Below are 26,074 nucleotides of genomic sequence, written 5' to 3'. Positions count from 1 at the left end.
GCGGGCCCCGGGGCGGCCGATCGTGCCCCGAAAGCGTCGCCCGGAGTGTGTTCGCGCACGTCCGCTTGCGGTCGGTGCCTCCGTGCCGCATGCTCGGGCGGCGGGCCCGGTCCGGCGGACCGGGTATGAGGGGAAACGGGAGTGGCGCTGGGCACAGCGCGCCTCCCGCCGGAATGATCTTCCAGGGCTCGGGGTTGAGCCGCGGAGGACGCGAATCACCGCAACGGGGGAGAGACATGTTCGAGGTGCCTGAGGTCACTCTCAACAACGGCGTGCGCATGCCGCAGCTGGGCTTCGGGGTCTGGCAGGTGGGCTCGGCGGAGGCGACCGACGCCGTCGGCACCGCATTGCAGGCCGGATACCGCAGCGTGGACACCGCCGCCGCCTACGGCAACGAGGAGGGCGTCGGCGAGGCGGTCCGCCGTTCCGGCATCGCGCGCGACGACCTGTTCATCACGTCCAAGCTGTGGAACAGCGACCAGGGGTACGACGCGACGCTGAGGGCCTTCGACGCCTCGATGCAGCGCCTCGGCCTGGAGCAGCTCGACCTGTACCTGATCCACTGGCCGCTCCCCGCCCGGGACGCCTACGTCAGCACGTGGAAGGCGCTGGAGCGGCTCTACGCCGACGGGCGCGTACGCGCCATCGGCGTCTCCAACTTCCACGCGGCCCACCTTGAGCGGGTGATGGACGAGGGCGGCATCACGCCGATGGTCAACCAGATCGAGCTGCACCCCAGACTCGTCCAGGAGGAGCTGCGCCGGTTCGACGCCGAGCACGGCATCGTCACCGAGGCGTGGAGCCCGCTGGGGCAGGGCAACCTGCTGCAGGACCCGGCCATCGTGAAGATCGCCGACGCCTACGGCAAATCCCCGGCGCAGGTGATCATCCGCTGGCACCTGCAGCTCGGCAACGTGGTGATCCCCAAGTCGGTGACGCCGGAGCGGATCCGCGCCAACATCGACGTCTTCGACTTCGAGCTGTCCAGCGGCGACATGGGGGCGATCAGCGGCCTCAACGCCGACCAGCGCTTCGGCCCGGACCCGGACACCTTCGACGTGGTGGACTGACGTGCGCTGAGGAGCGGTAGGACGACACGCGGCGGTGGGCGGCCCCCCGGGACAGGGGGCCGCCCACCGCCGCGTGCATGTGCCTCTGTAGGCCCCGGCCGCCGAGGAGCGGCGACCGCTGGGGCGCGGCCGGTCAGGCCACCTCGCGGCGCTTGCGCGCAGCGGCCAGCGCGGCTTCCGGACCCTTGCGCGCCACGCGCGCGGTGTAGACGGCGAAACCCCCGAAGATGCTGACGGGGATCGCCATGATGACGGCCAGCATGATCAGGCCGACGATTCCGAGTTCACCCATGGCCCCATCCTAAGCGCCGCGCCCCGCTCGTGAGCAGTGGAGTGCCCCTCGCCGCCGGGATGCGCCCGAGCGGTGGTGCGCGCACGGTCACCGTGACGGGCGGCGGCGGTGCCGGAGCCCCGCTCCCGGGCCTGTCTCTTGATCTCGGGAGGTCGGTCGTGCAGCGGCCGACTTGAGGCCGACGTTCCGAGAGCAACAGCAGGAGGCCGCACGGTGGGACCGCGCATCGCGATGCGGGACACCCCGACCGGGGCCGGAGCGCGTTCCGACCGCCCGCCGGTCCGCGTGCGGCCCGGGGCCGGGCTCCCGCCGCCCCGCCACCCCTGTCGTGTGTCGTATTCGTGACGGCGGTCATGTTCGAGTGATACCTTCCCCCCATGGAGGCTGCCCCCCGACGCGCCCTGGTATCCGGCGGGGCCGGTGGAATCGGCCGCGCCGTCTGCGCCGAGCTGGTCCGCGCCGGTCTCGACGTCGTCGCCCTCGGGCGGGACGAGAAGAGGCTGGACCGGCTCTCCCGCGACCTCCCGGTGCGCACCCTGGTGTGCGACGCCGCCGACGAGGACCAGGTGGCGGCCGCCGCGGACGCCCTCTCCGGCCCCGTCGACGTGCTGGTCAACAACGCGGGCGCGGCCGAGTCCGCCCCGCTGCACCGCACCGGCCTGGACTCCTGGAACGCCCACTTCGCCGCCAACGCCATCACCGCCTTCCTGCTCACCCGCGCCCTGCTGCCCGGCATGCGCGAGCGCGACCGCGGCCGGATCGTGTTCGTCGCCTCGACCGCGGCCCTGGCCGGGACCCCCTACACCGCCGCCTACGCCGCCTCCAAGCACGCCGTCCTCGGCCTGGCCCGCGTCGTCGCGGCGGAGGTCGCCGGGACCGGCGTCACCAGCAACGCCGTCTGCCCCGCCTTCGTGCGCACCCCCATGACCGAGCGCTCCGCCGCGCGCATCGCCGAACGGACCGGCCGCGACGCGCGCGCCGCGGAGGAGGCGCTCGCCCGCTCCGCCCCGCTCGGGCGCCTGGTGGAGCCCGAAGAGGTCGCCTCCGCCGTCGCCTACCTCGCCTCCGACGCCGCCGCCTGCGTCAACGGCCAGTCCCTCGTACTCGACGGAGGAGGAATCCAGTCGTGAGCCCGTTCCGCGCCTCGGCGCCCTTCACCCCGGAGTGGAAGCACTTCGGCTTCACGGTCGACGACGGCGTCGCCACGGTCGCCTTCGACCGCCCCGAGCGCCTCAACGCCCTCACCTTCGAGGCCTACGCCGACCTGCGCGACCTGCTGCTGGAGCTGCCCCACCGGGACGACGTGCGCGCCCTGGTGCTGCGCGGGCGCGGCCGCGGGTTCTGTTCGGGCGGCGACGTCGACGCGATCATCGGCGCCACCCTCGACATGGCCCCCGACGACCTGCTGGCCTTCACCCGCATGACGGGCGAGACCGTGCGGGCGATGCGCGAGTGCCCGGTGCCCGTCATCGCCGCGGTGCACGGCGTGGCCGCCGGGGCCGGCGCGGTGCTGGCCCTGGCCGCCGACTTCCGGGTGGTGGAGAGCACCGCCCGGTTCGCGTTCCTGTTCACCCGGGTCGGCCTGGCCGGGGGCGACATGGGCGCGGCCTACCTGCTGCCGCGCATCGCGGGGCTGGGACACGCCACCCGGCTGCTGATGCTGGGCGACACGGTCGGCGCCGAGGAGGCCGACCGCTGCGGCCTGGTCAGCGAGGCGGTGGGGGAGGGCGAGGCGGCCGAGGCCGCCGGGCGGCTGGCCCGGCGCCTGGCCGACGGCCCCGCCTTCGCCTACGCCCAGACCAAGGCGCTGCTCTCCCGCGAGCTGGACATGGGCCTGTCCGGGGCGGTGGAGCTGGAGGCGGTCACCCAGGCCCTGCTCATGAAGAGCGAGGACTACCGGGAGTTCCACGCCGCCTTCACCGGCAGGCGGGACCCCCAGTGGAAGGGGAGGTAGTGCGATGACGGCGGACGCGAACGGGGACGGGCGGGAAACGGGCGCCGCAGGCGCCGGCTCCGGGGAGGCGCGTGTGGCCACCCGCCACCGCCTGGTCGACCCGCCGGGGCTGGCGCCCGCCGTGGGGTTCGCCCACGCGGTGGCGGCCGCCCCCGGCCGCACGGTCCACCTGGCGGGGCAGACCGCGCAGCTCCCCGACGGCACCATCGGCGCCCCGGACCTGCCCGGCCAGTTCCACCTTGCGCTGGGCAACCTGCTCACCGCACTGCGGGCGGCGGGCGGCGCCCCAGGCGACCTGGTGTCCCTGACCGTGTACACCACCGATGTCCCGGCCTACCGGGCCGACCTCGGGCACATCGGCCGGGTGTACCGCCGCCACCTCGGGCGCCACTACCCGGCGATGGCGCTGTTCGGCGTGACCGGGCTGTTCGACCCTCAGGCGCGGGTGGAGCTGGTGGGCACCGCCGTCGTCCCCTAGGAGGGGCCGTCGGGGTCCTCAGGGGCCCCGGGGGCCGGTTCGGGCTGACCGGCGCCGGAGGGCGCCGCGTCGGGGGAGCCCGGGTCGGGGAACGGCCCGGCGACCTCCTCGACGTGGCGCAGCGCCGGTTCCCGCAGCAGGGCGTGCAGGTCGGCGAAGACCCGGCCCGCGCGCACGCCCGACCACCGGGCGGGCAGCACCTCGGGCGGCAGCCCCGGGTCGAGGAAGGGCATGCGCCGCCAGGCGTCCACGGCGCGCAGGTGGTCGGCGAAGGCCGACGGCCCCTCGGCCGCCCGCCCCCGGGGCCCCTCCTGCGCCGCCCCGCCGTGGCCGCCGTGCAGCACGGCGCGCCAGCGCGCGAGGACGGGCTCGTACTCGTCCAGGAACCCCTGGTACATCTCCTGCAGCGCATCCAGGTCCCACCAGTCGGCGACGGCGTCGGACAGTTCCCCGAAGCCGATGCGGTGCCCGCTGAACAGTTGGGCGTACTCGCTCACGCCGAGCTCGCCCAAGGCCCGGCGCGCTTCGCTCGCCAGGTGCGCCGGGGCGATCCATACCCCCGCGGCCGTGGTGCCGAACCCCAGCCAGGCCAGGCGCGTGCGCAGCAGGTGGCGCTTTCCGCGCTCGGATTCGGGGATGGAGAACACCACCAGCACCCACCCGTCGGCCAGGTCGGCCGGGCGGCGGTCGAAGATCCGGCGGTCGCCGTCGGACAGGATGCGCACGCCCTCCCCGGACAGCCGGTACCCGGCGGTCCCGCCGCGCCGCTCGGCCTCCAGCAGCCCGCGCCGCTTGAGCCGGGAGACCGCCGAGCGCACCGCGGGCGGGTCCACGTCGAGCCCGCCCATCAGGCCGATGAGGCCCGAGACCGAGACCCACCCGCCGATGCGGCGGCCGTGGGCGCCGAAGAAGGACACGATGAGCGACCGGGGGCGGCGGTTGCGCCGCTCGCCGCCCGTGCGCGGGGCCCACCCGCCCCCGGCCGCGTTCGATGGGGTCGTCACACCGGCACGATACCGGCGGACCGGACGCCGTGTCGTCCTATTGACGGGCGTCATCAACTCTGTATATTCGGGTGGGAGCCACCGGTCACTCGGGGAGGGCACATGGCGTTCTCGCTCAGCCCGCACCACCGCGGCTTCGCCGAACGGGCGCGGGCCGCGGCCGAGCGCGAGTTCGGGCGCGACGGCCCGGCCGCCGCCGACCCGCCGCCCGCCACCGGCCCGGCCGACGGCCCCGGCGGCGAGCGCGACCTGCTGCGCCGCCTGGCCCGCTGCGGACTGCTGGAGCGCCTCTTCCCGGGCGGCCCGGCCCCCGCCATCGAGATCTGCCTGCTGCGCGAGGCCGTCGCGGGCGTGAGCACCGCCGCGGAGACGGCCCTGGCCCTGCAGGGCCTCGGCGCCTACCCGATCCTCCAGTCGGGCACCCCCGAACAGGTCGAGCGCTGGATTCCCGCGGTCGCCTCGGGCACCGCCGCGGCGGCCTTCGCCCTCAGCGAGCCCGAGGCCGGGTCCGACGCGGCCGCGCTCCAGCTGGAGGCCCGCCCCGACCCGCTGAGCGGGGGCTGGACGCTGCACGGCGAGAAGACCTGGATCTCCAACGCCCCCCACGCCGACGTCGCCACCGTCTTCGCCCGCACCGGTCCGGAACCGGGGGCCAAAGGCGTCACGGCCTTCCTGGTGCCCGCCGACCGCCCCGGGCTGTCGGCCGAGCCGATCGAGATGCTCGGCGAACACGCCCTGGGCTCACTGCACTTCGACGGCGTCCCGGTCGGCCGCGGCGACCTGCTGGGCGACGAGGGGCGCGGGTTCCGCACCGCCATGCGCACCCTCGACCTGTTCCGCCCCAGCGTGGGCGCGTTCGCCGTGGGCATGGCGCAGGCCGCGCTGGACGCCGCCCGCGGGCACGCCGCACGGCGCCAGGCCTTCGGCGGCCCACTGCGCGACCAGCAGGCGGTCGCGCACACACTGGCCGAGATGGCCACCCGCACCGAGGCCGCCCGCCTGCTCGTCTACTGGGCGGCCGACGCCCTCGACGCCCAAAGCGGAGACGGGGACGGCCCCTCCGGCGCGGCCTCCGACGCCCCGCCGGGCGACGGCCCGGCCGCCGGTCCGGGCCCCGGCGCCACCGAGCGCGCCGCCATGGCCAAGCTCTACGCCACCGAGACGGCCCAGTTCGTCGTCGACGCGGCCGTGCAGATCCACGGCGCCCGCGCCCTGCGCCGCGGGCACCTGCTCGAACACCTCTACCGCGAGGTGCGCGCCCCGCGCATCTACGAGGGCGCCTCGGAGGTCCAGCGCGGGATCATCGCGCGCGAGATGTACCGCCGCGCGGACGCCCCCCGGACGCACGGCACCGGCGCCGGCTGAACACGCCGGTACCGCCACCGGGGGAGGAAGACCGGAGGAGGAGCACGCAATGGAGCCGACCCTTTCCCCGTCCGCCTACACCGACACCTTCGCCCGAGACCGCCTTCCTCCGGCCGAGGAATGGCCCGAACTCCGCTTCACCCTGCCCGAGCTCGACCGCACCGGCCAGCACCTCAACTGCGCCGAGGAGCTGCTGGACGGCGGCCTGGAGCGCTTCGGCGCCGACCGCCCGTGCATCCGCGGCGAGCACGCGGGCGCGCGCCACTCCTGGAGCTTCGGTCAGCTCCGCGCGCGCGTGGACCGCATCGCCCGCACCCTCACCGAGGACATGGGGGTCCGCCCCGGCAACCGCGTCCTGCTGCGCGGCCCCAACTCGCCGTGGCTGGCCGCCTGCTGGCTGGCGGTCCTCAAGGCCGGGGGCGTCGTGGTGACCGTCCTGCCCGTACTGCGCACCGAAGAGCTGGAGGCCATCCTCCGCTCGGCGCGCGTCTCCCACGCCCTGTGCGACTCCCGCTTCGCCGACGACCTGGAGGAGGCGGCCGACCGCGCCGCCCCGGGCCTCGGGGAGCGCACCACCATCGCGCTCTACGGCGACGGCGGGCCGCAGGACCCGGCGGAACTGGCCGAGCGCGCCGCGGCCGAGGGCGAGCCCCCGTTCCCGGCGGTGCGGACCGCGGCCGACGACGTCGCCCTCATCGCCTACACCTCCGGGACCACCGGCCGCCCCAAGGGGTGCGTGCACTTCCACCGCGACGTCACCGCCATCGCCGACACGTTCTCGGCCCACATCCTCAAACCGCGCCCCGACGACCTGTTCGCCGGGAGCCCGCCGTTCGCCTTCACCTTCGGCCTGGGCGGGCTGCTCATCTTCCCGATGCGGGCCGGAGCCGAGACGCTGCTGCTGGAGAAGGCCGGGCCCGAACGGCTCGCGCGCGCGGTGGCCGAGGAGCGCGTCACCGTCCTGTTCACCGCCCCCACCGCCTACCGGGCGATGCTGGCCGAGGCGCGGTCCGGCACCGGCGCCGGCGCCCTGTCCTCGCTCAGGAGGTGCGTGTCGGCCGGGGAGCACCTGCCCGAGGCGGTGTGGAGCGCCTGGTACGAGGCCACCGGCGTCAAACTGATCGACGGCATCGGCGCCACCGAGATGCTGCACATCTTCATCTCCGCCTCCGACGACGACATCCGCCCCGGCTCCACCGGCAGGCCGGTGCCCGGGTTCACCGCCGAGGTCCTCGACGACGAGGGCCGCCCCGCCCCCGACGGCGTCCCCGGCCGCCTGGCCGTGCGCGGCCCCGTGGGCTGCCGCTACCTGGCCGACGAACGCCAGCGCCGCTACGTGCAGGACGGCTGGAACATCACCGGCGACACCTATATCCGCGACGCCGACGGCTACTTCTGGTACCGGTCGCGCTCGGACGACATCATCGTCTCGGCCGGGTACAACATCGCCGCCATGGAGGTCGAGGAGGTCCTCATGCGCTCGCCGCTGGTGCGCGAGGCGGCGGTGGTGGGGGTGCCCGACCCCGACCGGGGCCAGATCGTCAAGGCGGTGGTGGTCCCCGCCGAGGGCACGCCGTCGGACGGGGCCACCGCCGATGCGCTGAAGGCCTACGTCAAACAGAGCGTGGCCCCGTACAAGACGCCGCGGCTGGTCGAGTTCACCGCCGCGCTGCCCCGCACCGAGACGGGCAAGCTCCAGCGCTACAAACTGCGCGAGAACGGCTGAGGGGGGACATGCGCATCGCCTGCGTCGGCGGCGGCCCGGGAGGGCTGTACTTCGCCGCCCTGATGAAGGGGCTCGGCCCCGGACACGAGGTCACCGTCTACGAGCGCAACGCCCCCGGGGACTCCTTCGGGTTCGGCGTCGTGCTCTCCGACGAGACGCTCGGCGGCATCGAGCACGCCGACCCCGAGGTGTACGCGGCGCTGTCGGCCGAGTTCGCCCGGTGGGACGACATCGACGTGCACTACCGGGGGACCGTCACGACCTCCGGAGGGCACGGGTTCTCCGCCGTCGACCGCCGCCGCCTGCTGGGCATCCTGCGCGACCGGTGCGCGGCGCTCGGCGTGGACCTGCGCCTGCGCACCGAGGCCCCGCCGGCCGAGGAGCTGGAGCGCACCCACGACGTGGTGGTGGCCTGCGACGGGGCCGGGAGCGCCACCCGCACCGCCTTCGCGGGCGACTTCGGCACCACCCTGGAGCGGCGGCACTGCCGCTACATGTGGCTGGCCACCGACAAGGTCTTCGACGCCTTCAACTTCCACGTCGTCGAGACCCCCTACGGGGTGATGCAGGGGCACGCCTACCCCTACTCCGACGGCGCCTCCACGTTCATCGCGGAGATGCACGAGGACGTGTGGCGCGCCGCGGGCTTCGACGCGCCGGGGCGGCCGACCGCCTCCGACGGCACCGACCTGGAGGCCGTGGAGCGCTGCGCCGACCTGTTCGCCGACGCCCTGGAGGGGCACACCCTCATCCCCAACGCCTCGCGGTGGCGGTCCTTCACCACGGTCCGCAACCGGACCTGGCGGCGCGGTGCCATCGTGCTCCTGGGGGACGCCGCGCACACCGCGCACTTCTCCATCGGCTCGGGCACCAAGCTGGCCATGGAGGACGCCCTGGCGCTGGCGGCGTGCCTGCACGAGCACGACGGGGTGAAGGAGGCGCTGGCCGCCTATGAGGAGGAGCGGCGCCCGGTCGCCGAGAGCGTCCAGCGCGCGGCGCAGGCGAGCCTGGAGTGGTTCGAGGACATGGCGATGCACGTCGGCCAGGAGCCGAAGCAGTTCGCCTTCAACCTGCTCACCCGCAGCCGCAGGGTCGGCCGGGACAACCTCCGGCTGCGGGACCCGGACTTCGCCGACGCGGTGGACGGCTGGTTCGCCCGGGCCAACGGCGGCGGCGAGGCGCGGCCCCCCATGTTCCACCCGTTCCGCCTGCGCGGCCTGGAGCTGAAGAACCGGGTCGTGGTCTCGGCGATGGACATGTACTCCTCCGAGGACGGCACCCCCGGCGACTTCCACCTGGTCCACCTGGGCTCCAAGGCGCTGGGCGGCGCGGGGCTGGTGATGACCGAGATGGTGTGCGTGTCGGCGCCGGGCCGCATCACCCCCGGGTGCGCGGGGCTGTACGCCCCCGAGCACACCGAGGCCTGGCGCCGCGTCACCGACTTCGTGCACGAACGCTCCTCGGCGGCCATCGGTGTGCAGCTCGGGCACTCGGGCCGCAAGGGCGCCACCCGCCTGATGTGGGAGGGCATCGACGAACCCCTGGAGGAGGGGGAGTGGCCGGTGGTCGCGCCGTCGCCCCTGCCCTACCGCGAAGGCGTCAACCAGGTGCCCGAAGAGCTGACACGGGAGGGTATGGACCGGATCCGCGACGCGTTCGTGCGCAGCGCGCGCGAGGCCGAACGCGCCGGGTTCGACCTGCTGGAGCTGCACTGCGCCCACGGGTACCTGCTGTCGTCGTTCCTGTCGCCGGTCACCAACCGGCGCACCGACCGCTACGGCGGCGACCTTCAGGGCCGCCTGCGCTACCCGCTGGAGGTGTTCGCGGCGGTGCGCGAGGTGTGGTCCGGGCACAAGCCGGTGACCGTGCGGATCTCGGCCACCGACTGGGTCGAGGGCGGCACCACCGGTGAGGACGCGGTGGAGATCGCGCGCGCCTTCGCCGAGGCCGGGGCCGACGCCATCGACGTGTCCACCGGCCAGGTGACGCCGGACGAGCGGCCCGCCTACGGGCGCAGCTTCCAGGTGCCCTTTGCCGAGCGCATCCGCGCGCGCGTGGGCGTGCCGGTCATCGCGGTGGGGGCCATCTCCTCCCACGACGACGTCAACTCGCTGCTGCTGGCGGGGCGGGCCGACCTGTGCGCCCTGGGACGCACCCACCTGTACGACCCGCAGTGGACGCTGCACGCCGCCGCCGAACAGGGGTACTCCGGGCCGGGCGCACAGTGGCCGGTGCAGTTCCAGGCCGGGTCCCGGCGCCCGCCCACCGGGCGCACCGACGGCCCCCGCCCCCGCCTGGAGCTGCTGCGCAGCCCCGACCCCGGGCCCGCGCACCGGCGGTGGCGGCCCCAACACGCCGGAGGCCCGCGGACCGCCTGACCGGGCGCGCGGTGACGGAGGATGGGATCCATGGAGCGCGACGAGCGGGAACTGCGGTACGGAGACCACCCGAGCCAGCGGGTGAGCGTCCTGGGGCCGGAGCCGGGCGGGGACGGCCCCGCGCCGGTGGCGGTCCTGTTGCACGGGGGGTTCTGGCGGGACCGGCACGGCATGGAGCTGATGGACCCGCTCGCCGAGGACCTGGTGCGGGCCGGGTGGCAGGTGTGGAACGTGGAGTACCGCCGCACCGGCGCCGACGGCGGCGGCTGGCCGCAGACGCTCGACGACGTGCGGGCCGCCCTCGTGCTGCTGTCCGAGGAGCTCTCCGAGCGCCCGGAGGGGGCCGCGCCCGGCAAGGTGGTCGCCGTGGGGCATTCGGCCGGAGGCCACCTGGCACTGCTGGCCGCCCCCGGGTCGCCGCTGGGCGGGGTGGTCGGGCTGGCGCCGGTCACCGACATGGTGGACACCGCCGAACGGGGGCTGGGGGAGGGCGCGGCCGACGCGTTCCTGGGCGAGGAGGCGCCGCACTCGGCGTTCCACGCCTCCTCGCCCCTGCGGCAGGTGCCCGTGGGCGTCCCGCAGCTGATCGTGCACGGGGACCAGGACCAGCGCGTCCCGGTGGAGCAGAGCAGGACCTACGTGCAGGAGGCGCGCCTGGCCGGAGACGAGGTCGACTTCGAGGAGGTCTCCGGCGCCGACCACTTCGTGCTGATCGACCCGTCCCACCGCGCCTGGGCCGCCGCGCGCGCGTGGATGGAGTCCAGCTCGGGGCCCTGAGCGAGCCCCCCTGCCCGCTTCCGGCCACTGTGCTCACGGGGCCCTCCGGGCCCGGGTGCGCGTGCGAGAATCCAGGCACCACAGGCGATCTGGATCGGGTAGGGACATGGCCCCCTCCTCTCTGCGCGACATCCTCAACAAGCGTCGGAGCGAAGCGTTCTTCGGCCGTGAGGAGTACCTGCAGGACTACCGGGCGAACCTCGGGTTGGCGCCCGATGACGACCGGAGACGGTTCGTCTACAACGTCCACGGCAACTCCGGTGTCGGGAAGAGCCTCCTGCTGAGGGTCTTCCAGCAGATCGCCGACGAGCGAGGCGCCATCACGGCCCGGGTCGACTATGAGCGGACGACCGACGTCCTGGAGACGCTCGACGGCTTCGCCGACCAGTTGGGCCACCAAGGGGTCCGCCTGGCCTCCTTCAAGAAGGAGTACGACGCCTACGAGAAGACCCGGCGCGACCTGTTCGCGGACGAGGCCATGCCGGACTCCGTCACCGGCCTGCTCACCCACGGCGCCACCTATGCGGGCCTGGCCGGTGCCTCGGCCATGACCGGCATGGAGGCCGTCGAGCACGCGCACGCGCACGCCGGGCAGATCGCCGCCGCGCTCGACGACGGGCGCGCCTGGCTGGTGCGCAAGCTCCAGGAGCCCCAGAAGGTCAAGCTCGCCGTCGACCCGGTCTCCGAACTCACCCGCACGTTCGTGCGCGACCTGGACAAGGCGGTCGGCGCGCGGCCGCTGGCGCTGTTCCTGGACACCTTCGAGAACGCCCCGCCCCGGACCGCCGCCTGGTTGCTGGACCTGCTCGAAGGGGAGGAGTACGGGTCGCTGCCGCCCGACGTGGTCGTGGCCGTGGCGGGCCAGCACCGCCCCGGGCCCGACTCCTGGTCGCGGCTGGGGCCCTTCATGGTCGGGATCGAGCTGCACCCGTTCGGGCGCGGGGAGGTGACCCGGTTCCTGGCGAGCCGCGAGATCACCGCCTCCGAGGTGGTGGAGTCGATCTGGGAGCACAGCCAAGGGCTGCCCGTCCTGGTCGACACATTGGCCCAGGCATCGCCCACCGGGCCCGACGACGTCGCGGACAAGAGCAGCGACGCCGTCGACCGGTTCCTCAAGTGGGTCGAGGACCCGATCCGCCGCAAGGTCGCGACGCTGGGCGCCCTGGCACGCTACGTGGACCGGGATGTGCTCGCCCTCTTCCTGCCCGAACAGGAGCGGGAGAACGCCGCCGACCACTTCGCCTGGCTGCGGTCGCTGCGTTTCGTGATGGACGACGGCGGCCGGTGCACCTACCACCAGTACGTGCGCTCGCTCATCGTGCGGATGCTGCGCAACAGCTCTCCGGCCGAATTCTCCGAATGGCACGCGGCGCTCGCCGAGCACTACGGCGGCAGGGCGGGGCACGAGGCCGAGACCGAGCGGACCTACCATGCCCTGTGCGCATCCCCGCGCACCGCGCTCGACCCCGCGTTGGCGGGGGCCGTGGACGCGGTGGCGGAGGGGACGGCAAAGGCCCAGCGGTGGGCGTCGATGCTGGAGCGCGCGGGCATCGACGGCGCGGACTCCGCGATCGAGGAATGGGGGACCCGGCTCTCCTCGGCACTCACCGATGAGGAGCCGGTCCTGAGCTACCTGGGGCGCCTGATCGACGACGGGGGCGTCGAAGGCGCCCCCTTGGCCAAGGCGCTGACGGAGCGCTGGTTCGCCCTGACCGACCGGAACCTTTATGAGCAGGCGCTTCCCGACATCGAGCGGGTCCTGTCGGTCAAGCCCGACGATGTCCGCGCGCGCATCCGACGGGGAAGGACCTATCGCGAACTCGGCGACCTCGATGCCGCGCTGGCCGACCTCGACCGCGCGGTGGCGGACGCTCCCGAGAACTCCACCGCTCTGCTCCAGCGTTCCCTGACCCGTCAGGAAGCGCAGGACTTCGACCGCGCGGAGGCGGACCTCTCTACGCTCCTGGAGCTGGTCCCGGGGAACGTCCACCTCTATGCGCACCGCGGGCAGGTCAGAAGGGAGAAAGGCGACCTGGAGGGAGCCCGTTCCGACCTGGACAAGGCGGTGAAGGGCGATCCTTCGGATGTCTGGGCTCTGGCGCAGCGCGCCGCCACCCACGCGGATTCCGGCGCTCCTCAAGCGGCGCTGGACGACCTCAGCCGGTGTATCGACCTGGCTCCATCGAACGTCGGGTACTTGTGCCATCGCAGCCTGGTCCACCTGGCCCTGGGACGGCCCACGGAGGCCCTTGCCGACATGGACAGGGCTGTCGAGCTCGAGCCGGAGAACGGCCACCTCTACGCGCACCGGGCCCGCGCGCATATCGAGGTGTCCGACCTGGAGGCGGCCGTCGAGGACCTGGGGGTCGCTCTGGCCACTGATCCCTACGACACATGGGCGCTGCACCAACGGGGGTTCGTCAACCTCAACCTGAACAACATGGGTGAAGGGGCCGTCGACCTGCTCCGGTCTTATGAGGCCGGGTGCCGGTGCGATCCCGCGGTGAGGGGCATCGGGGTGGGGCTGCTCTGCTCGGGGGACGTCGAGCGGGCCACAGCCTTTCTCTCCGAAGCCGCGGATATGGAGACGGGGGACGACGGATGGTACCGCGCCCTCGCCGGGATCTCCTGCCTGTTCTCAGGAGACAGGGCCGTCGGCACCGAGTACCTCGATCGGGTCATCGCGGCCGGGCTGCGGGAGCGTGCCGAGGACCCGGGCGAGGAGGCGCACTACTTCAACCCCGCGATCTGCCACCTTGCCCTCGGGGAGTTGGAGGAGGCGTTCGGGCTCATCCGCGCCATGGAGGAGGTGGATCCCTCCGTTGAGCGGCTGGAGGAGGCGCACTCCAACCTCCTCAGTCTCCGGGAGGTCATCGGCGCGTACGACCTCTACCCGGACGCCTTCGATCAGGTGATCGGGATCCTCGAAGGCCAGATCGCTTCGGCCGTCCAACGGCGTGACGGTTTGGACGGGTAACGGGCCCTGAGCCAGGCGCTCCATTCACGCCCGCGCCGAGCGGGACTTCTTCTCTCCGTAGCCCAGGCGGGACAGTTCGGTCTTGGCGACGGAACGGACCTCCGCTTGCTGGTCGGTCGTCAGGCGGGTGCGGGGCGGCGGCCCGGCCGCCTCCTCGCGGATCAGTTCCACGGCCGACACGCGTGCCCCGGCGAAGGCCCGCAGCTGTTCCGCCGTCTCGACCTCCTTGCCCGCCAAATCCTCGTAGCGCAGCGTGATCAGGCGCTCGGCGTCCAGCTCGCCCCGCAGGCGGGCCGACAGGCGCACGGCGCCCCGCCAGCGCATCGCGCACTTGGCGGTGTCGGAGAGCGACGGGTACCCCTCGCGCTCCTCCTCGTCCTCCACCCCGTAGAAGGGGTGCGGCAGCTCGTCGGCCAGGCGTACGGCGCCCGGGCGGAACCAGGCCATCGACCGCTCGTCCTCCAGCATCTCCGCCACCACGTCCCGGCCGTCCCGGATGATCTGGACGAACGCCGCGTCCGGGAAGGCCGCGCTCAGGGCCGGGGCGCTGTAGAGCAGGTCCGGGCTGGCGTCCCCGTAGGCGTTGGTCCCGCCCGCGTGGCGGCACGGGGCGGCCGCCTCACGGGCCGGGAAGCGCGCCCCCGGGCAGAACGGGCAGTTGGGCGGCGTCAGACTCCACGCCTCGGCGAACGCGTCCCGCAGGAGGGCGGAGGTGCCCGAGGCGCGCTCCTCGGCCAGCGCCGGGCGCCGCGCCACGGTGTAGACGGCATTGAGAACGGCCGCGTGCCCGGCCCTCACCAGGAAGCCGGGAGCACGGCCGAGCGCACGGGCGAGGAGGTCGACACCCGAATGGGGGGCGCCCAGGACGAACACCGGGCGCCTGACCTTCGTCCCGTTGACGACGAGGATGTGCGGCGGCTGCTTCATGTAGGTCGATTTTTACACTCTTTGCCGGACTCCGCCGCGCACCTCGCCGCCGTTTCTCCGCCCCGATCGGCGTCGCCGCTGGTCAGCGGGGGGAAGCCGATTCGGCCGGGGGAGCCTCCCGTGTCGCATCCGTTGCCGATCGGTCGCCGCCCCGTGCCTTGTCGGCGGAGCCGCCGGAGGCCTCCGCGTACGCGGGGTCGGCCGGTGTCCTGAGGAACCAGGTCATCGCCGCCGCGATCAGGTAGAGCACCGCGAAGGAGATCACCACGCCGCTCGCACCGAACGGCACCAGCAGCAGGCTCACCAGAGCGGGGCCGACGAACGTGGCGCCGCCGGCGCCGAAGTTCAGCAGCGCCATCGCGCCGCCCTTGTTCTCCGGGGCCAGGGACGGCAGCAGCGCGGAGATCGGCACGAACCCGGCGAGCGTCGCGCCGTACAGGGCGCCCACGATCAGCGCCAGCCAGTAGTAGTCGGCGCCGAAGGCCATCGGCACGTAGTACAGCAGCAGGATGGACACCGAGCAGCCCAGCGCGCCGAACCACAAGATCGTGTTGCGCCAGCCCATCCTGTCGCTGACCAGGCCGAAGATGAGGTTGAAGAAGATGTTGGTGCCGTAGATGACCGACACCAGCAGCAGCCACCGGGCCTCGCCGAAGCCGATCTGCCGGGCGAAGAGGGTCGGGAACAGCACCAGCATGCCGAACTGCGGCGCGGTGTTGATGATGCGCACCACGGTGCCCATGCCCACGCGCGGGTTGCGCCAGGCGAGGGACATGCTCGACATCAGGCTCTGCACCGGCTTGACGCCCTCGGGGGCCATGCGGGTGTAGCCGGTGCGCTCGCGCACGCCCAGCAGGCAGATGGCGCCGCCCAGCGCGATCACGCCCAGGGACAGCCACAGCGTGCCGTAGTGGCCCAGGATCGGGTTGGTGCCGCTGGCCACGAGCGAGCCGAGCGTCGGCAGGCCGCCGGTGAAGGCGAAGTAGAACCAGCCGACCGCCGCGCCCAGCCGCGCGGTGGGCGCGACCGCGGTGATCCAGACCAGGAAGCCGAACGCGAACATGGGGTAGCCGAAGCCGCGCAGGCCGTAGGCGGCCAGCATCATCGGGTAGTTCTGCGCCCCGGCCGCCGCCAGGAAGGCGATGTGGAACACCAGCCAGATGCCCAGGCCGATCATCATGACCCGGCGCGGGCCCCAGAGTTGGGACAGCGCCCCGGACAGCCACGAGGCGACCATGACCGCCACGCCGTAGACGGTGACGGCGTAGGAGGCGTGCACGTCGTCGCCGGCGCCGTTGGCGGCCATGAACGGGGTGATGAAGCCGGACTCGATGCCGTCGCCGATCATGAAGATCAGCAGGCCCAGGTAGCCCAGGGCCAGGGGGACGGGGACGCCCACCCGGTCCAGCCACCGGGAGAGCGCGCTCGGCGCGCGGGAGTCCGCCGTCGGTGAAGTTGCGGTCATGTGTCCTCCAGGTGAGATCCGGAGCACATCATGGACCTTGTTAACTTAACGCGCAATATGTGAATGAAAAATCCATGGGCGGGCCGGCCGTGTCCGCCCGCCGTCCGCCCCCCAGTCCACCCGCGGTTCGCCCCCCCGCCGGGGCCCGGTCCTGCGGGGCCGGTCCGGGCTCAGAGCGCGGCCACGTCCACCGGGAGGTGCTGGCGGGCCTCCTCGACCAGGTCGGCGGGGACGCCCTCGTCCACGACCAGGCGGTCGTACTCGGCCAGCGGCGCCAGCCGGTGCAGGGCGGGGCGCGGCATCTTGCTGGAGTCCATCAGCAGCACCCGGGTGCGCGAGGCGGCCATCATGGCCCGCTTGACCATGATGATCTCCGGCTCCTGGTGGAAGGTGGTCTGCGCGGTCATCGACGAGGTCGACAGGAACGCGGCGTCCACGGTCAGCCGCTCGACCGCCTCGATGCAGGCCATGCCGTTGAAGGAGTCGTGGGTGGAGGAGTAGTCCCCGCCCAGGCAGATCAGCCGCACCTCCTCGGCGCCCTTGAGCGCCTCGATGGCCTGCAGGTAGTTGGTGGCCACGGTCAGCGGGCCCACGGAGGGCAGCAGGCGGGCCACCTCCAGGGCGGTGGTGGAGTCGTCGAGCATCACCGACATCCCGGGCTCGACCAGCTCGGCGGCCTTGCGCGCGATCGCCGCCTTGGCCTCCACGTGCACCTGGCGCCGGTACTCCTCGTTGCTCTCGAACACCGTCGAGGGCAGGGCCGACACCCCGCCGCGGAACTTGCGCAGCAGCCCGCGCCGGGCCAGCTCGTCCAGGTCGCGGTGGACCGTCATCAGGCTGACCCCGGTCAGCTCGACCAGCTCGGCGGCCGAGGCGGCCCCCCGGCTGATGACGTAGTCCGTGATCCGCTGCTGCCGGATGTTGCGGGAGCGGGTGCTGCCGCCGCTCGGCGTCTCCTTGTTCATGGGGACCAGGATCGCGCATCGGGCCGGGGTTCCGCCCGGAAGGGCATCAGATCGGTCGTGACAAATAACAGTGTTCGTGTTAATTTCCCGGTGAGTTTGTGAGAGGGGTTGCTGACATGGCCTTCGCCGCCGTGGTGTTCGACATGGACGGGGTGCTCGTGGAGAGCGAACACCTATGGGAGGAGAACTGGACGGCCTACGCCGCCCGGCACGGCGTGCGGTGGTCGCCTGAGGACACCGCCGCCTGCCAGGGCAAGAGCGCCCCCGAGTGGGCGGCCTACCTGGCCGAGGCCTGCGGGGTGCCCGAGCGCGCCGCCGAGGCCGAGAAGGCGGTGGTCGGCGGGCTGGTCGCGGCGGTCGCCGAGGGCCGCGCGCCGCTGCTGGAAGGCGCGGCCGCCATGGTCCGCGACACCGCCGCCCGGGTCCCGGTCGCCCTGGCCTCCTCGGCCGCCCGCCCGGTCATCGACGCAGCGCTGTCCGCGCACGGCCTGGCCGACGCCTTCACCGCCACCGTCTCCAGCGCCGAGGTGGCCCGCGGCAAGCCGAGCCCGGACGTGTACCGGGAGGCCGCCGCCCGCCTGGGCCGCACCGGCGCCGAATGCCTCGGGGTCGAGGACTCCAGCAACGGCATCCGCGCGGCGGCCGCCGCCGGACTGACCGTCATCGCGGTGCCCAATCCCGCCTACCCGCCCAAGCCCGACGCCCTGGAACTGGCCGCCGAGGTCGCCGACGGCGCGGTCGCCGCGCGCGGCCTGCTGCTGGCCCGCCTGGACGGCGAGCGCGAGACCGAAGGAGCACGGCGATGACGGTCCTGGGAGAGGCCGCGACCTTCAAACGGGACTGGCTCGACGGGTTCGCCACCACCTACGGGCGCCTGGTCCGCAAGGTCCCCGGCGCCTACGGCGTGGTCACCCGCGACCGCCCCCGCGCGGGCAAGGTCGCCGTGGTCATCGGCGGCGGCTGCGGGCACTACCCGGCCTTCGCCGGGCTCGTGGGCCCCGGACTGGCCGGCGGCGCGGTGGTCGGCGACGTCTTCACCAGCCCCAGCGCCGAGCAGGTGTACCGCACCGCGCGCGAGGCCGACAACGGCGGCGGCGTCCTCTTCGGCTACGGCAACTACCAGGGCGACGTCCTCCACTTCGGCCTGGCCGCGCGCCGCCTGGCCGCCGAGGGGATCGACTCGCGCACCGTCCTGGTCACCGACGACGTGGCCAGCGGCCCGGCCGACGACACCGCGCGCCGCCGCGGCGTGGCGGGCGACTTCCTCGTCTTCAAGGTCGCCGGCGCGGCCGCCGAGCGCGGCGACGGCCTCGCCGCGGTGCACGCCGCCGCCGAGAAGGCCAACGCCGCCACCCGCACCTTCGGGGTCGCCTTCGGCGGGTGCACGCTCCCCGGAGCGCACGACCCGCTGTTCACCGTCGACGGCGGCGCGATGGAGCTGGGGCTGGGCATCCACGGCGAGCCCGGGGTGCGCACGGTCGGGCGGCTGGGCCCCGAGGCCCTGGCCGACGAGCTCGTCGACGGGCTCCTGCCCGAACTGCCCTCCCGGGGGCGTGTGGCCGTCCTGCTCAACGGCCTGGGCCGCACCAAGTACGAGGAGATCTTCACCGTCTCCACCCGGGTGCACGAGCGCCTGGCCGCCGCCGGGCTCACCCCCGTGCACACCGAGGCCGGGGAGTTCGTCACCTCCCTGGACATGGCGGGCCTGTCGCTGTCGGTCATGGTGCTCGACGACGAGTTGGCCGACCTCTACGCCGCCCCCTGCGACACCCCCGGCTACCGCAGCACCGGCGCCCGCCTGGAGCCGGTCGAGCCGGTGCGCACCGCCGACGCCGGGCTGGAGCGCCCCGACCCGGCGGCCGCCGCCGGGCCGGTCGACCGCGCCCTCAGCGCGGCCATGGTCCGCCTCGAAGAGGCCGAGGACGAGCTGGGCCGCCTCGACGCGGTCGCCGCCGACGGCGACCACGGGCTCGGCATGACGCGCGGCATCCGCGCCGCCGTCGCCGCNCGGGGGCGGGGAGGGGGGGGGGGAGCCGGTCTCCGGGGCGCTGCTGGCCGCCGGGACCGCCTTCGCCGACGCGGCCGGCGGCGCCTCCGGGGCGCTGTACGGGGTCCTGCTCGCCGAGACCGGCGCCGGACTGGACGGGCACGGCGTCGGGGACATCGCCCCGGCCGCCCTCGCCGACGCCGTCGACGGGGCCGTGCGCGCCTTCACCGCCCTGGGCGGGGCCCGCCCGGGGGACAAGACGATGCTCGACGCGATCGAACCGTTCCGCCGCGCCCTGAGGGAGGGCGCCGACGCGGCGGCCCCCGGCGCAGGCCCGGCCGAGGCCGCCGCCTGCTGGGCCCAGGCCGCCGAGCAGGCCCGGCACGCCGCGCGCGCCACCGCCGACCTCACCCCCGCCAAGGGGCGCGCGGCCCGCCTGGCCGCGCGCAGCCACGGCCACCCCGACCCGGGGGCCACCTCCTTCGCCCACCTGGTGACCGCCGTGTCGGAAGCGGCCGGGCGGTCCGAGTCGTCCCCGGCCGCCGCCGGGCAGTCCACTGGAGGGAACCGATGACCGCCGAAACGCACACCGGAGCGCCGACGGGGCCGACGCCGGACGGCGGCGGGGCGCGCCCCCTGCGCGTCGTCGTCGCCGCCGACAACGCGGGCGTCGAGCTCAAGAACCGGCTGCGCGACCTGATGCTGGCCGACCCCCGGGTCGCCGTCGTCGACGACGTCGGCGTCGCCGACGCCTCCGACGACGTGGCCTACCCGGTCCCCGCCCTGGAGGGCGCCGAACGCATCGCCCGCGGGGAGGCCGACCGCGGCGTGTTCGTCTGCGGCACCGGCATCGGGGTGGCGATCTCCGCCAACAAGGTGCCCGGCATCCGCGCGACCGTCGCCCACGACTCCTACTCGGCCGAACGGTCCGTCAAGTCCAACAACTGCCAGGTCATCACGTTCGGGGCGCGTGTGATCGGCCCGGACGCGGCTGAGAAGATCCTCACCGAGTGGCTCGGCCACACCTTCGACGAGAACTCGCCGAGCGCGGCGAAGGTCGCCCGCATCGACTCCTACGAAGCCGGCCGCGTCTGAGACGGCCGCACGGCAAGAGAGGCACCCGCTTTGCGCATACTCGCTGCAGGAGACGAATTCGTCCGCACCGGCCTGCTCGCCGACGCGGTCGCGGCCGAGCTCGCCACCGCCCCCGAGATCTCCCGGCTCGACCTGCCCTGGCCGGTCGAGCCCTTCGGGCCGGTGGGCGGCGTGCACGAGGCGAGCGGCACCGAGGAGCAGGTCATCGAGGCCCTGCACGGCGCCGAGGTCGCCGTCACCCAGATGGCCCCCTTCACCGAGAAGGTGTTCGCCGCCGCCCCCGGCCTGAAGCTGGTGTCGGTCTGCCGCGGCGGACCCGTCAACGTCGACCTCAAGGCCGCCACCGCGGCCGGGGTCGCCGTCACCTACGCCCCCGGCCGCAACGCCGCCGCGGCCGCCGAGTTCGCCGTCGGTATGATCCTGGCCGCGCTGCGCCGCATCCCCGGCTCCTCGGCCGAGCTGCTGCGCGACGGCACCTGGCGCGGCGACCTGTACGCCTACGACAACGCCGGGGTGGAACTGGAGAACACCACCGTCGGCCTGGTCGGCTACGGCGCCATCGGCGCCCGTGTCGCGCGGGTCCTGGTCGCCTTCGGCGCCCGCGTCCTGGTCAGCGACCCCTACGCCGACCCGGGCCAGGTGCGCGCCGACGGGGCCGAGCCCGCCGGCCTCGACGACCTGCTGCGCCGGAGCACCGCCGTGAGCCTGCACGCCCGGCTCACCGAGGAGACGCAGGGGCTCATCGACGCCGACCGGCTGGCGCTGCTGCCGCACGGCGCGGTACTGGTGAACACCGCGCGCGGCGGCCTGCTCGACTACGCGCCCCTGCCCGAGGCGCTGCGGTCGGGCCGCCTGGGCGCCCTGGCCCTGGACGTCTACGACGTCGAACCGCCTCCGGCCGACTGGGCGCTGCGCGACGCGCCGAACGTCATCGCCACCCCGCACCTGGCCGGGTGCAGCCGCCAGACCGCCGAGCGCGCCGCCCGCATCGTCGCCGCCGAGGTGGGGCGCTACAGCCGCGGCGAGGCCCAGGCCCACCTGGCCAACCCCGACGTGCTGGAGCGGTAGCGCCATGATCATCGGTGTGGACATCGGGACGTCGCTGACCAAGGCGGTCGCCTTCGACCGGGACGGCGCCGCCGTCGCCCAGGCCGGAGCCGCCAGCACCCTGCACCACCTGCCCGGCGGCCGGGTCGAGCAGGACCTCGAAGAGGTCCTGGAGACGGTGGCCCGGGTGGTGCGCGAGGTCGCCTCCGGGCTGGACGGGCCCGTCACCGCGCTGGCGCTCACCGGGCAGGGCGACGGCCTGTGGCTGCGCGACGAGCGCGGCCGCGCCGTGCGCCCGGCCGTGTCCTGGCTGGACGGGCGCGCCTCCGGGCTGGTGGACACGTGGATGCGGGACGGCACCGCGCGGCGCGTGTTCGCCCGCACCGGGTCGGGCATCTTCCCCGGCTGCGCGGCGGCCCTGCTGTCCCACCTGGACACCGAGGAGCCGGAGTCGCTGGAGGCGGCCGCCGTCGCCGGGTACTGCGTGGACGCGGTGGCCCAGCGGCTGACCGGCACCGTGGCGGTGGACGTCTCCGACGCCTCACTGCCGTTCCTCGACCCGCGCACCCGCCGCTACGACGCCGAGGCCCTGAAGGCCTGCGGCGTGGGGCACCTCCGCGGGCTGCTCGCCGAGCCGACGCCTCCGGGCACCGTGCTGCACCTGGACGCCGCCGGGTCCGAGCTGCTGGGCCTGCCCCAGGGACTGCCGGTGACGGCAGGGCCGTTCGACATGCCCGCCTGCGCCATGGGCGCGGGGGTGCGCCGACCGGGCGACGGCGTCCTCATCGCGGGCACCACGCTCGCCTGCCAGGTGCTCCAGCACGGACCCGGGTTCGACCCGGACGGCGAGCCCGCGGGCATGCTGCTGGCCCTGCCCGAGTCCGACCGCTACCTGCGGGCCATGGCGGCCATGGTCGGGACGGCGGGGCTGGACTGGGCGTGCGAGCTGATGGGGGTGCGGGTCGAGGACGCCGACGCCATGCTGGCCGAGTCCGGCAGGGGCGCCGGGGGAGTGCGGGCGCTGCCGTTCCTGGCCGAGTCGGGGGAGAGGGCGCCGTTCGTCGACGCGGGGGCGCGTGCCCGTTTCACCGGGCTGAGCCTGCAGAACACGCGGGCGGACGTCATCCGCGCGCTGTGCGAGTCGGTGGCGTTCGCGGCCCGGCACTGCCTGGAGACGGCGGGGCTCGACGGGGACCTGTACGCCTGCGGCGGCGGGGTGCGCTCCCCTGAGTGGACGCGCATCTTCGCGGACGTGCTGGGGCGGCCGGTGACCATCCCCGACGACCCGGGGGTGGGTGCGCGCGGCACCGTGATCGCGTGCGCACGCGCGCTGGGCGAGCCGGTGGACGAGGAACGCTGGTGGTCGGCGTCCCGCACGGTCGAACCGACCGTTGAGGGCACGGAGTTCTACCAGAACGCCTACACCGAGTACCGGTCCTCCCTCGACCAGGCCCGCACCGCCTGGGCCGCCTGAAGAGAGGGACCTGGCGGCGGGCGGGGCCGGCCGACCGACGGCCCCCGCCCGCCGATCGCCGATGGGGGCGGGGGCCGCATTCGCCTGTCCTTCTTCCTTGTGCCCCGGCGGCTTGGCGCTCGGCTGGGGGCCGCGAGTGGGGGACCTGCTGTTTCGCCGCCTTCCCGGCCCGGCGGGTGGTGGGCGGATCGTGAGCGGGGCACGAATCGGGCCCGTCGTCGATGGATCGANNNNCGGCGGGCCCCCCCGACCGCCCGCCGCTCCGGCTCCCTGGCACCGATCGGAAGGCGGTGGAGACCCATGGCAGACGGACCCTCCCTCGCGGCGGCGGAGGCACTGCTCAGCGGGTCCGGGAAGGTCGCCGTCCTCACCGGTGCGGGCATTTCCACCGACTCCGGGATCCCCGACTTCCGGGGGCCGCAGGGCGTCTGGACCAAGGACCCCGCGGCCGCCGCGATGTTCGACTACGACACCTACATGTCCGACGCCGACGTCCGCCGCAGGGTGTGGCTGATGCGGCGCGACCACCCCGCCTGGGACGCCGAGCCCAACGACGCCCACCGGGCGCTGGCCGACCTGGCCGGGTCGGGCCGCCTCCGGGGCCTGATCACCCAGAACATCGACGGCCTGCACCAGGCCGCAGGGGTCCCCGACGACCGCGTCATCGAGGTCCACGGGACCATGCACCGGGTGGCGTGCATGTCCTGCGGGCTGCGCACCCCCACACCGGAGGTCCTGGCCCGCCTGGACGAGGAGTCGGACCCGCACTGCCTCGCCTGCGGCGGGATCCAGAAGACGGACACCATCTCCTTCGGGCAGATGCTCGACCCGGAGGTGATCGAGGCGGCCGCGGCCGCGGCCGAGGACGCCGAGGTGTTCATCGCCATCGGCACCTCCCTGACCGTCCACCCGGCGGCGGGCCTGTGCGACGTCGCCTTGAGCGCGGGGGCCACCCTGATCGTCGTCAACGCCGAGCCGACCCCCTACGACGAGGCCGCATCCGCCGTCCTGCGCGACCCGATCGGCGACGCGGTCCCGGCCCTGGTGCGCGCCGTGGCGGTGTGACGCCGAAGGCGCGAAGGGCCGACCGCCCCGCCGCGTGCACGGCGTCCGCCGGAACGGTGTGACCGTGGGCGGCCGTGGCCGCCACCGGCGGGTGGCCGGACAGGACACCGGAGGTGGGCCAGGCCCGTGGGGCCGTGGTCACCGTCCTGGACGGGTCGGACCGTAGCCGCTCCGCACCAGGGGCGGGACCGTCGGGCGACGCGCTCGCCGTGTGGTGCGGATCCGGTCCGATGCGGCACGGGGCCTTCCGGACCCGCGGGCGGCCGGACGCCCGCCCGCGGAGTCCTCTGATCCGGGGTTCCCCCGCCCTTTCCGGAGGTCCTCCTCCGCCATTGAGGGCGGTGTCACCCGTCGGTCCGGCACAGCACCGTCCGCAGGGCCGCCGCCAGCTCGTCCGTGTCGGCCGGGGAGGCGGTGCGCCAGGCGATGAAGCGGTCCGGGCGTACCAGCGTCGCCCCGTGGGCCGGGATGCCGTACAGCGTCCGCCACCGGCCCCGCGGGTCGACCAGCCCGTGCCCGGAGCCCGGTACGCCCACCACCTCGGCGCGCATCGGGACGCCCAGCCGTTCCGCCGCCCGCTCGGCGGCCGCGGCCCACGCCGGGTCCTCGGTCAGCAGGACGAAGCCCCGCCCGAACAGGTCCAGCACCGGCAGCGGCTCGCCGTCCCGCTCCAGCCACACGTGCGGGGCGTGCGACCCCGGGCGGCCCGTGGGCTCCGCCGGGTCCTCGGTCGGCGCCCCGTCCTCGTCGGCCTCGCGCACCACCGCGCCGTCGGGAACGCGGTGGCCCAAAAGCAGCCGCTCGGGGGAGACCGGCTCGGCCTCGGTGCCGTCGGCCAGGTGCGGCGACTGCCGCCGCACCATGTTCGCGTACTGCTGGTCGGCGACCATCCGGCCGTACGGCCGCCGCTCGGCGTCGTGCGAGGCCGGCAGCCCCTCACCCGCCCAGCCCTGGACCGCCGCCGCCAGCTTCCAGGCCAGGTGGAAGCCGTCCATCACGGCGGTGTTGCCGCCCTGCCCGCCGTGCGGGGGCATGGTGTGCGCGCAGTCTCCGATCAGGTGCACGCGCCCGCTGCTGAACCGGTCGGCGACCACGTGCGCGGTGCCGGTGAGGTCCTTGGCGAGGATCTTCACGTCCAGGTCGGGGATTCCGGCCGCGATCCGCACCTGCTCGGCGCACTCGGCGTCGGTGTAGTCCTCGGCCTCCTTCCCGGAGGCCGGGTCGTGCCCGAAGGCCAGGGCGTAGCGCCCGGGGGTGTCGGTCGTGGTGAACGCGCCGCCACCGCCCGCCATCCGCGGGTTCTGCAGGTAGTAGAGGCTGAACTCGCGCCCCTGGGTGGCCGCGGTCAGGTCGGCCTCGGCCACCAGGCCGACCGACGTGGAGATGGTGCCGCGCCCGTGCGTGCCGATGCCCAGGGCGTCGCGGATCCCGCCGCGCCAGCCGTCGGCGGCGACCAGGTAGGCGGCGCGGACCGTGTACTCCTCGCCGGTTTCCAGGTCGCGCAGGTGCGCGGTCACGCCCTCGTCGTCCTGCTCGAAGGAGTCCAGGCGGGTGGAGAAGCGGACCTCGGCGCCCAGCTCGCGGGCGCGTCCGATGAGCACCGGCTCGGTGCGCTCCTGACTGGCCATGCCCATCCGCTCGGGGGTCAGGTGCGACCAGTCGGGCCACTCCTCGCCGAGGATCTCGTGCAGGACCGGCTCGGTGAGGCTGCGGGCGATGACGATCGGCATGGGCCGGTCGACGTCGAAACCGGCCGCGCGCACGGTGTCGGCGACCCCCGCGATGCGCAGCGCCTCCATCGTGGGCCAGGACTGGCCGCGGGCCTTGGGCTGGTCGGAGGGGCCGGGGTGGCGGCTGACGGCCAGCGCCGACACCCCGTGCAGGGCTAGGAACATCGCCGCCGAGGCGCCGGCGAGGCCGGCGCCGACGATCAGGACGGGGGCGTGCTCGGTACGTGTCGCCATGGCGGGACCTCGCTATCGAACGGTGTTCGTGTACGAACACTGTTCTATCCGCGAACGACGTTCG

Annotated in this window: 21 protein-coding genes and 1 pseudogene; 16 read left to right on the top strand and 6 right to left on the bottom strand. The window is 74.4% G+C overall.

The features are described 5' to 3' along the window. The first annotated feature begins 236 nt into the window (after nucleotides 1-236). On the top strand, nucleotides 237-1,070 hold the full coding sequence (locus tag D476_RS0100845) for an aldo/keto reductase (RefSeq protein WP_017622095.1): 834 nt from the start codon (nucleotides 237-239) through the stop codon (nucleotides 1,068-1,070). A gap of 133 nt (nucleotides 1,071-1,203) precedes the next feature. On the opposite strand, the gene D476_RS38125 is transcribed toward D476_RS0100845, so the two are convergent. Next, nucleotides 1,204-1,362 carry a hypothetical protein gene (locus D476_RS38125; RefSeq protein ID WP_017622094.1) on the bottom strand — a complete coding sequence of 53 codons (159 nt, stop codon included), beginning with the start codon at nucleotides 1,360-1,362 and terminating at the stop codon, nucleotides 1,204-1,206. A gap of 377 nt (nucleotides 1,363-1,739) precedes the next feature. Between D476_RS38125 and D476_RS0100835 the strand changes: the two genes are divergently transcribed. From D476_RS0100835 to D476_RS0100825, 3 genes are read left to right on the top strand one after another with little or no spacing between them, the layout of a single operon-like run. Further along, nucleotides 1,740-2,492, top strand: coding sequence for an SDR family NAD(P)-dependent oxidoreductase (locus tag D476_RS0100835; protein ID WP_017622093.1), 753 nt, complete (start codon nucleotides 1,740-1,742; stop codon nucleotides 2,490-2,492). Continuing rightward, the gene (locus D476_RS0100830) at nucleotides 2,489-3,316 is read left to right on the top strand and encodes an enoyl-CoA hydratase family protein (protein WP_017622092.1); all 828 of its coding nucleotides are present in this window, start codon (nucleotides 2,489-2,491) and stop codon (nucleotides 3,314-3,316) included. Before D476_RS0100835 ends, D476_RS0100830 begins: the two co-directional genes overlap by 4 nt. Nucleotides 3,317-3,320: 4 nt before the next feature. Further along, complete coding sequence (locus tag D476_RS0100825; RefSeq protein WP_017622091.1) at nucleotides 3,321-3,794, top strand: RidA family protein; 474 nt, start codon at nucleotides 3,321-3,323, stop codon at nucleotides 3,792-3,794. On the opposite strand, the gene D476_RS0100820 is transcribed toward D476_RS0100825, so the two are convergent. Further along, nucleotides 3,791-4,798 carry a PaaX family transcriptional regulator gene (locus D476_RS0100820; protein WP_017622090.1) on the bottom strand — a complete coding sequence of 336 codons (1,008 nt, stop codon included), beginning with the start codon at nucleotides 4,796-4,798 and terminating at the stop codon, nucleotides 3,791-3,793. The two genes, D476_RS0100825 and D476_RS0100820, sit on opposite strands and share 4 nt — an antisense overlap. A gap of 102 nt (nucleotides 4,799-4,900) precedes the next feature. On the opposite strand from D476_RS0100820, the gene D476_RS0100815 reads away from it, so the two are divergent. From D476_RS0100815 to D476_RS0100795, 5 genes are all read left to right on the top strand, one after another. Next, a complete protein-coding gene (locus D476_RS0100815) occupies nucleotides 4,901-6,163 on the top strand; it encodes an acyl-CoA dehydrogenase family protein (protein ID WP_017622089.1) in 1,263 nt (420 codons plus the stop codon). A gap of 49 nt (nucleotides 6,164-6,212) precedes the next feature. Further along, a complete protein-coding gene (locus D476_RS0100810) occupies nucleotides 6,213-7,889 on the top strand; it encodes an AMP-binding protein (protein ID WP_017622088.1) in 1,677 nt (558 codons plus the stop codon). Between the two features lie 8 nt (nucleotides 7,890-7,897). After that, complete coding sequence (locus D476_RS0100805; RefSeq protein ID WP_017622087.1) at nucleotides 7,898-10,267, top strand: bifunctional salicylyl-CoA 5-hydroxylase/oxidoreductase; 2,370 nt, start codon at nucleotides 7,898-7,900, stop codon at nucleotides 10,265-10,267. A gap of 30 nt (nucleotides 10,268-10,297) precedes the next feature. Beyond that, on the top strand, nucleotides 10,298-11,044 hold the full coding sequence (locus D476_RS0100800) for an alpha/beta hydrolase family protein (RefSeq protein WP_017622086.1): 747 nt from the start codon (nucleotides 10,298-10,300) through the stop codon (nucleotides 11,042-11,044). A 106-nt stretch (nucleotides 11,045-11,150) separates the two neighbouring features. After that, the gene (locus D476_RS0100795) at nucleotides 11,151-14,021 is read left to right on the top strand and encodes an ATP-binding protein (RefSeq protein ID WP_017622085.1); all 2,871 of its coding nucleotides are present in this window, start codon (nucleotides 11,151-11,153) and stop codon (nucleotides 14,019-14,021) included. A 24-nt stretch (nucleotides 14,022-14,045) separates the two neighbouring features. On the opposite strand, the gene D476_RS0100790 is transcribed toward D476_RS0100795, so the two are convergent. The 3 genes from D476_RS0100790 to D476_RS0100780 form a co-directional block, all read right to left on the bottom strand. Further along, nucleotides 14,046-14,948 carry a sulfotransferase family protein gene (locus tag D476_RS0100790; RefSeq protein ID WP_017622084.1) on the bottom strand — a complete coding sequence of 301 codons (903 nt, stop codon included), beginning with the start codon at nucleotides 14,946-14,948 and terminating at the stop codon, nucleotides 14,046-14,048. An 82-nt stretch (nucleotides 14,949-15,030) separates the two neighbouring features. Further along, complete coding sequence (locus D476_RS0100785) at nucleotides 15,031-16,413, bottom strand: MFS transporter (protein ID WP_017622083.1); 1,383 nt, start codon at nucleotides 16,411-16,413, stop codon at nucleotides 15,031-15,033. A 170-nt stretch (nucleotides 16,414-16,583) separates the two neighbouring features. After that, nucleotides 16,584-17,378, bottom strand: coding sequence for a DeoR/GlpR family DNA-binding transcription regulator (locus D476_RS0100780; protein ID WP_017622082.1), 795 nt, complete (start codon nucleotides 17,376-17,378; stop codon nucleotides 16,584-16,586). A gap of 116 nt (nucleotides 17,379-17,494) precedes the next feature. Between D476_RS0100780 and D476_RS0100775 the strand changes: the two genes are divergently transcribed. From D476_RS0100775 to D476_RS0100750, 7 genes and pseudogenes are all read left to right on the top strand, one after another. Next, nucleotides 17,495-18,184 carry an HAD family hydrolase gene (locus D476_RS0100775; RefSeq protein ID WP_017622081.1) on the top strand — a complete coding sequence of 230 codons (690 nt, stop codon included), beginning with the start codon at nucleotides 17,495-17,497 and terminating at the stop codon, nucleotides 18,182-18,184. Beyond that, nucleotides 18,181-19,329, top strand: a pseudogene (locus D476_RS31705) (dihydroxyacetone kinase subunit DhaK); the annotation flags it as partial. The gene D476_RS0100775 and the pseudogene D476_RS31705, both read left to right, overlap by 4 nt. Nucleotides 19,330-19,426: 97 nt before the next feature. Then, nucleotides 19,427-19,939, top strand: a complete 513-nt coding sequence (locus D476_RS38660; protein ID WP_338036227.1) for a DAK2 domain-containing protein — start codon at nucleotides 19,427-19,429, stop codon at nucleotides 19,937-19,939. Further along, nucleotides 19,936-20,460: an RpiB/LacA/LacB family sugar-phosphate isomerase gene (locus tag D476_RS0100765; protein ID WP_026123110.1), complete on the top strand. Its 525-nt coding sequence runs from the start codon at nucleotides 19,936-19,938 to the stop codon at nucleotides 20,458-20,460. Before D476_RS38660 ends, D476_RS0100765 begins: the two co-directional genes overlap by 4 nt. A 30-nt stretch (nucleotides 20,461-20,490) precedes the next feature. After that, the gene (locus D476_RS0100760; protein ID WP_017622080.1) at nucleotides 20,491-21,528 is read left to right on the top strand and encodes a 2-hydroxyacid dehydrogenase; all 1,038 of its coding nucleotides are present in this window, start codon (nucleotides 20,491-20,493) and stop codon (nucleotides 21,526-21,528) included. A gap of 4 nt (nucleotides 21,529-21,532) precedes the next feature. Continuing rightward, nucleotides 21,533-22,981 carry an FGGY-family carbohydrate kinase gene (locus D476_RS0100755; RefSeq protein WP_017622079.1) on the top strand — a complete coding sequence of 483 codons (1,449 nt, stop codon included), beginning with the start codon at nucleotides 21,533-21,535 and terminating at the stop codon, nucleotides 22,979-22,981. Nucleotides 22,982-23,281: 300 nt separating this feature from the next. Continuing rightward, complete coding sequence (locus D476_RS0100750) at nucleotides 23,282-24,046, top strand: SIR2 family NAD-dependent protein deacylase (protein WP_017622078.1); 765 nt, start codon at nucleotides 23,282-23,284, stop codon at nucleotides 24,044-24,046. 344 nt (nucleotides 24,047-24,390) lie between these two features. Here the strand turns inward: D476_RS0100750 and D476_RS0100745 are convergent, their stop codons facing one another. Then, nucleotides 24,391-26,010, bottom strand: a complete 1,620-nt coding sequence (locus D476_RS0100745; RefSeq protein ID WP_017622077.1) for an FAD-dependent monooxygenase — start codon at nucleotides 26,008-26,010, stop codon at nucleotides 24,391-24,393. Between the last annotated feature and the right edge of the window lie 64 nt (nucleotides 26,011-26,074).

It is taken from the genome of Nocardiopsis chromatogenes YIM 90109, assembly GCF_000341185.1.
GTDB lineage: Bacteria > Actinomycetota > Actinomycetes > Streptosporangiales > Streptosporangiaceae > Nocardiopsis_A > Nocardiopsis_A chromatogenes.
Note: the sequence above shows the minus strand (reverse complement) of the source record. Positions and strands in the feature narration are given on the sequence as shown.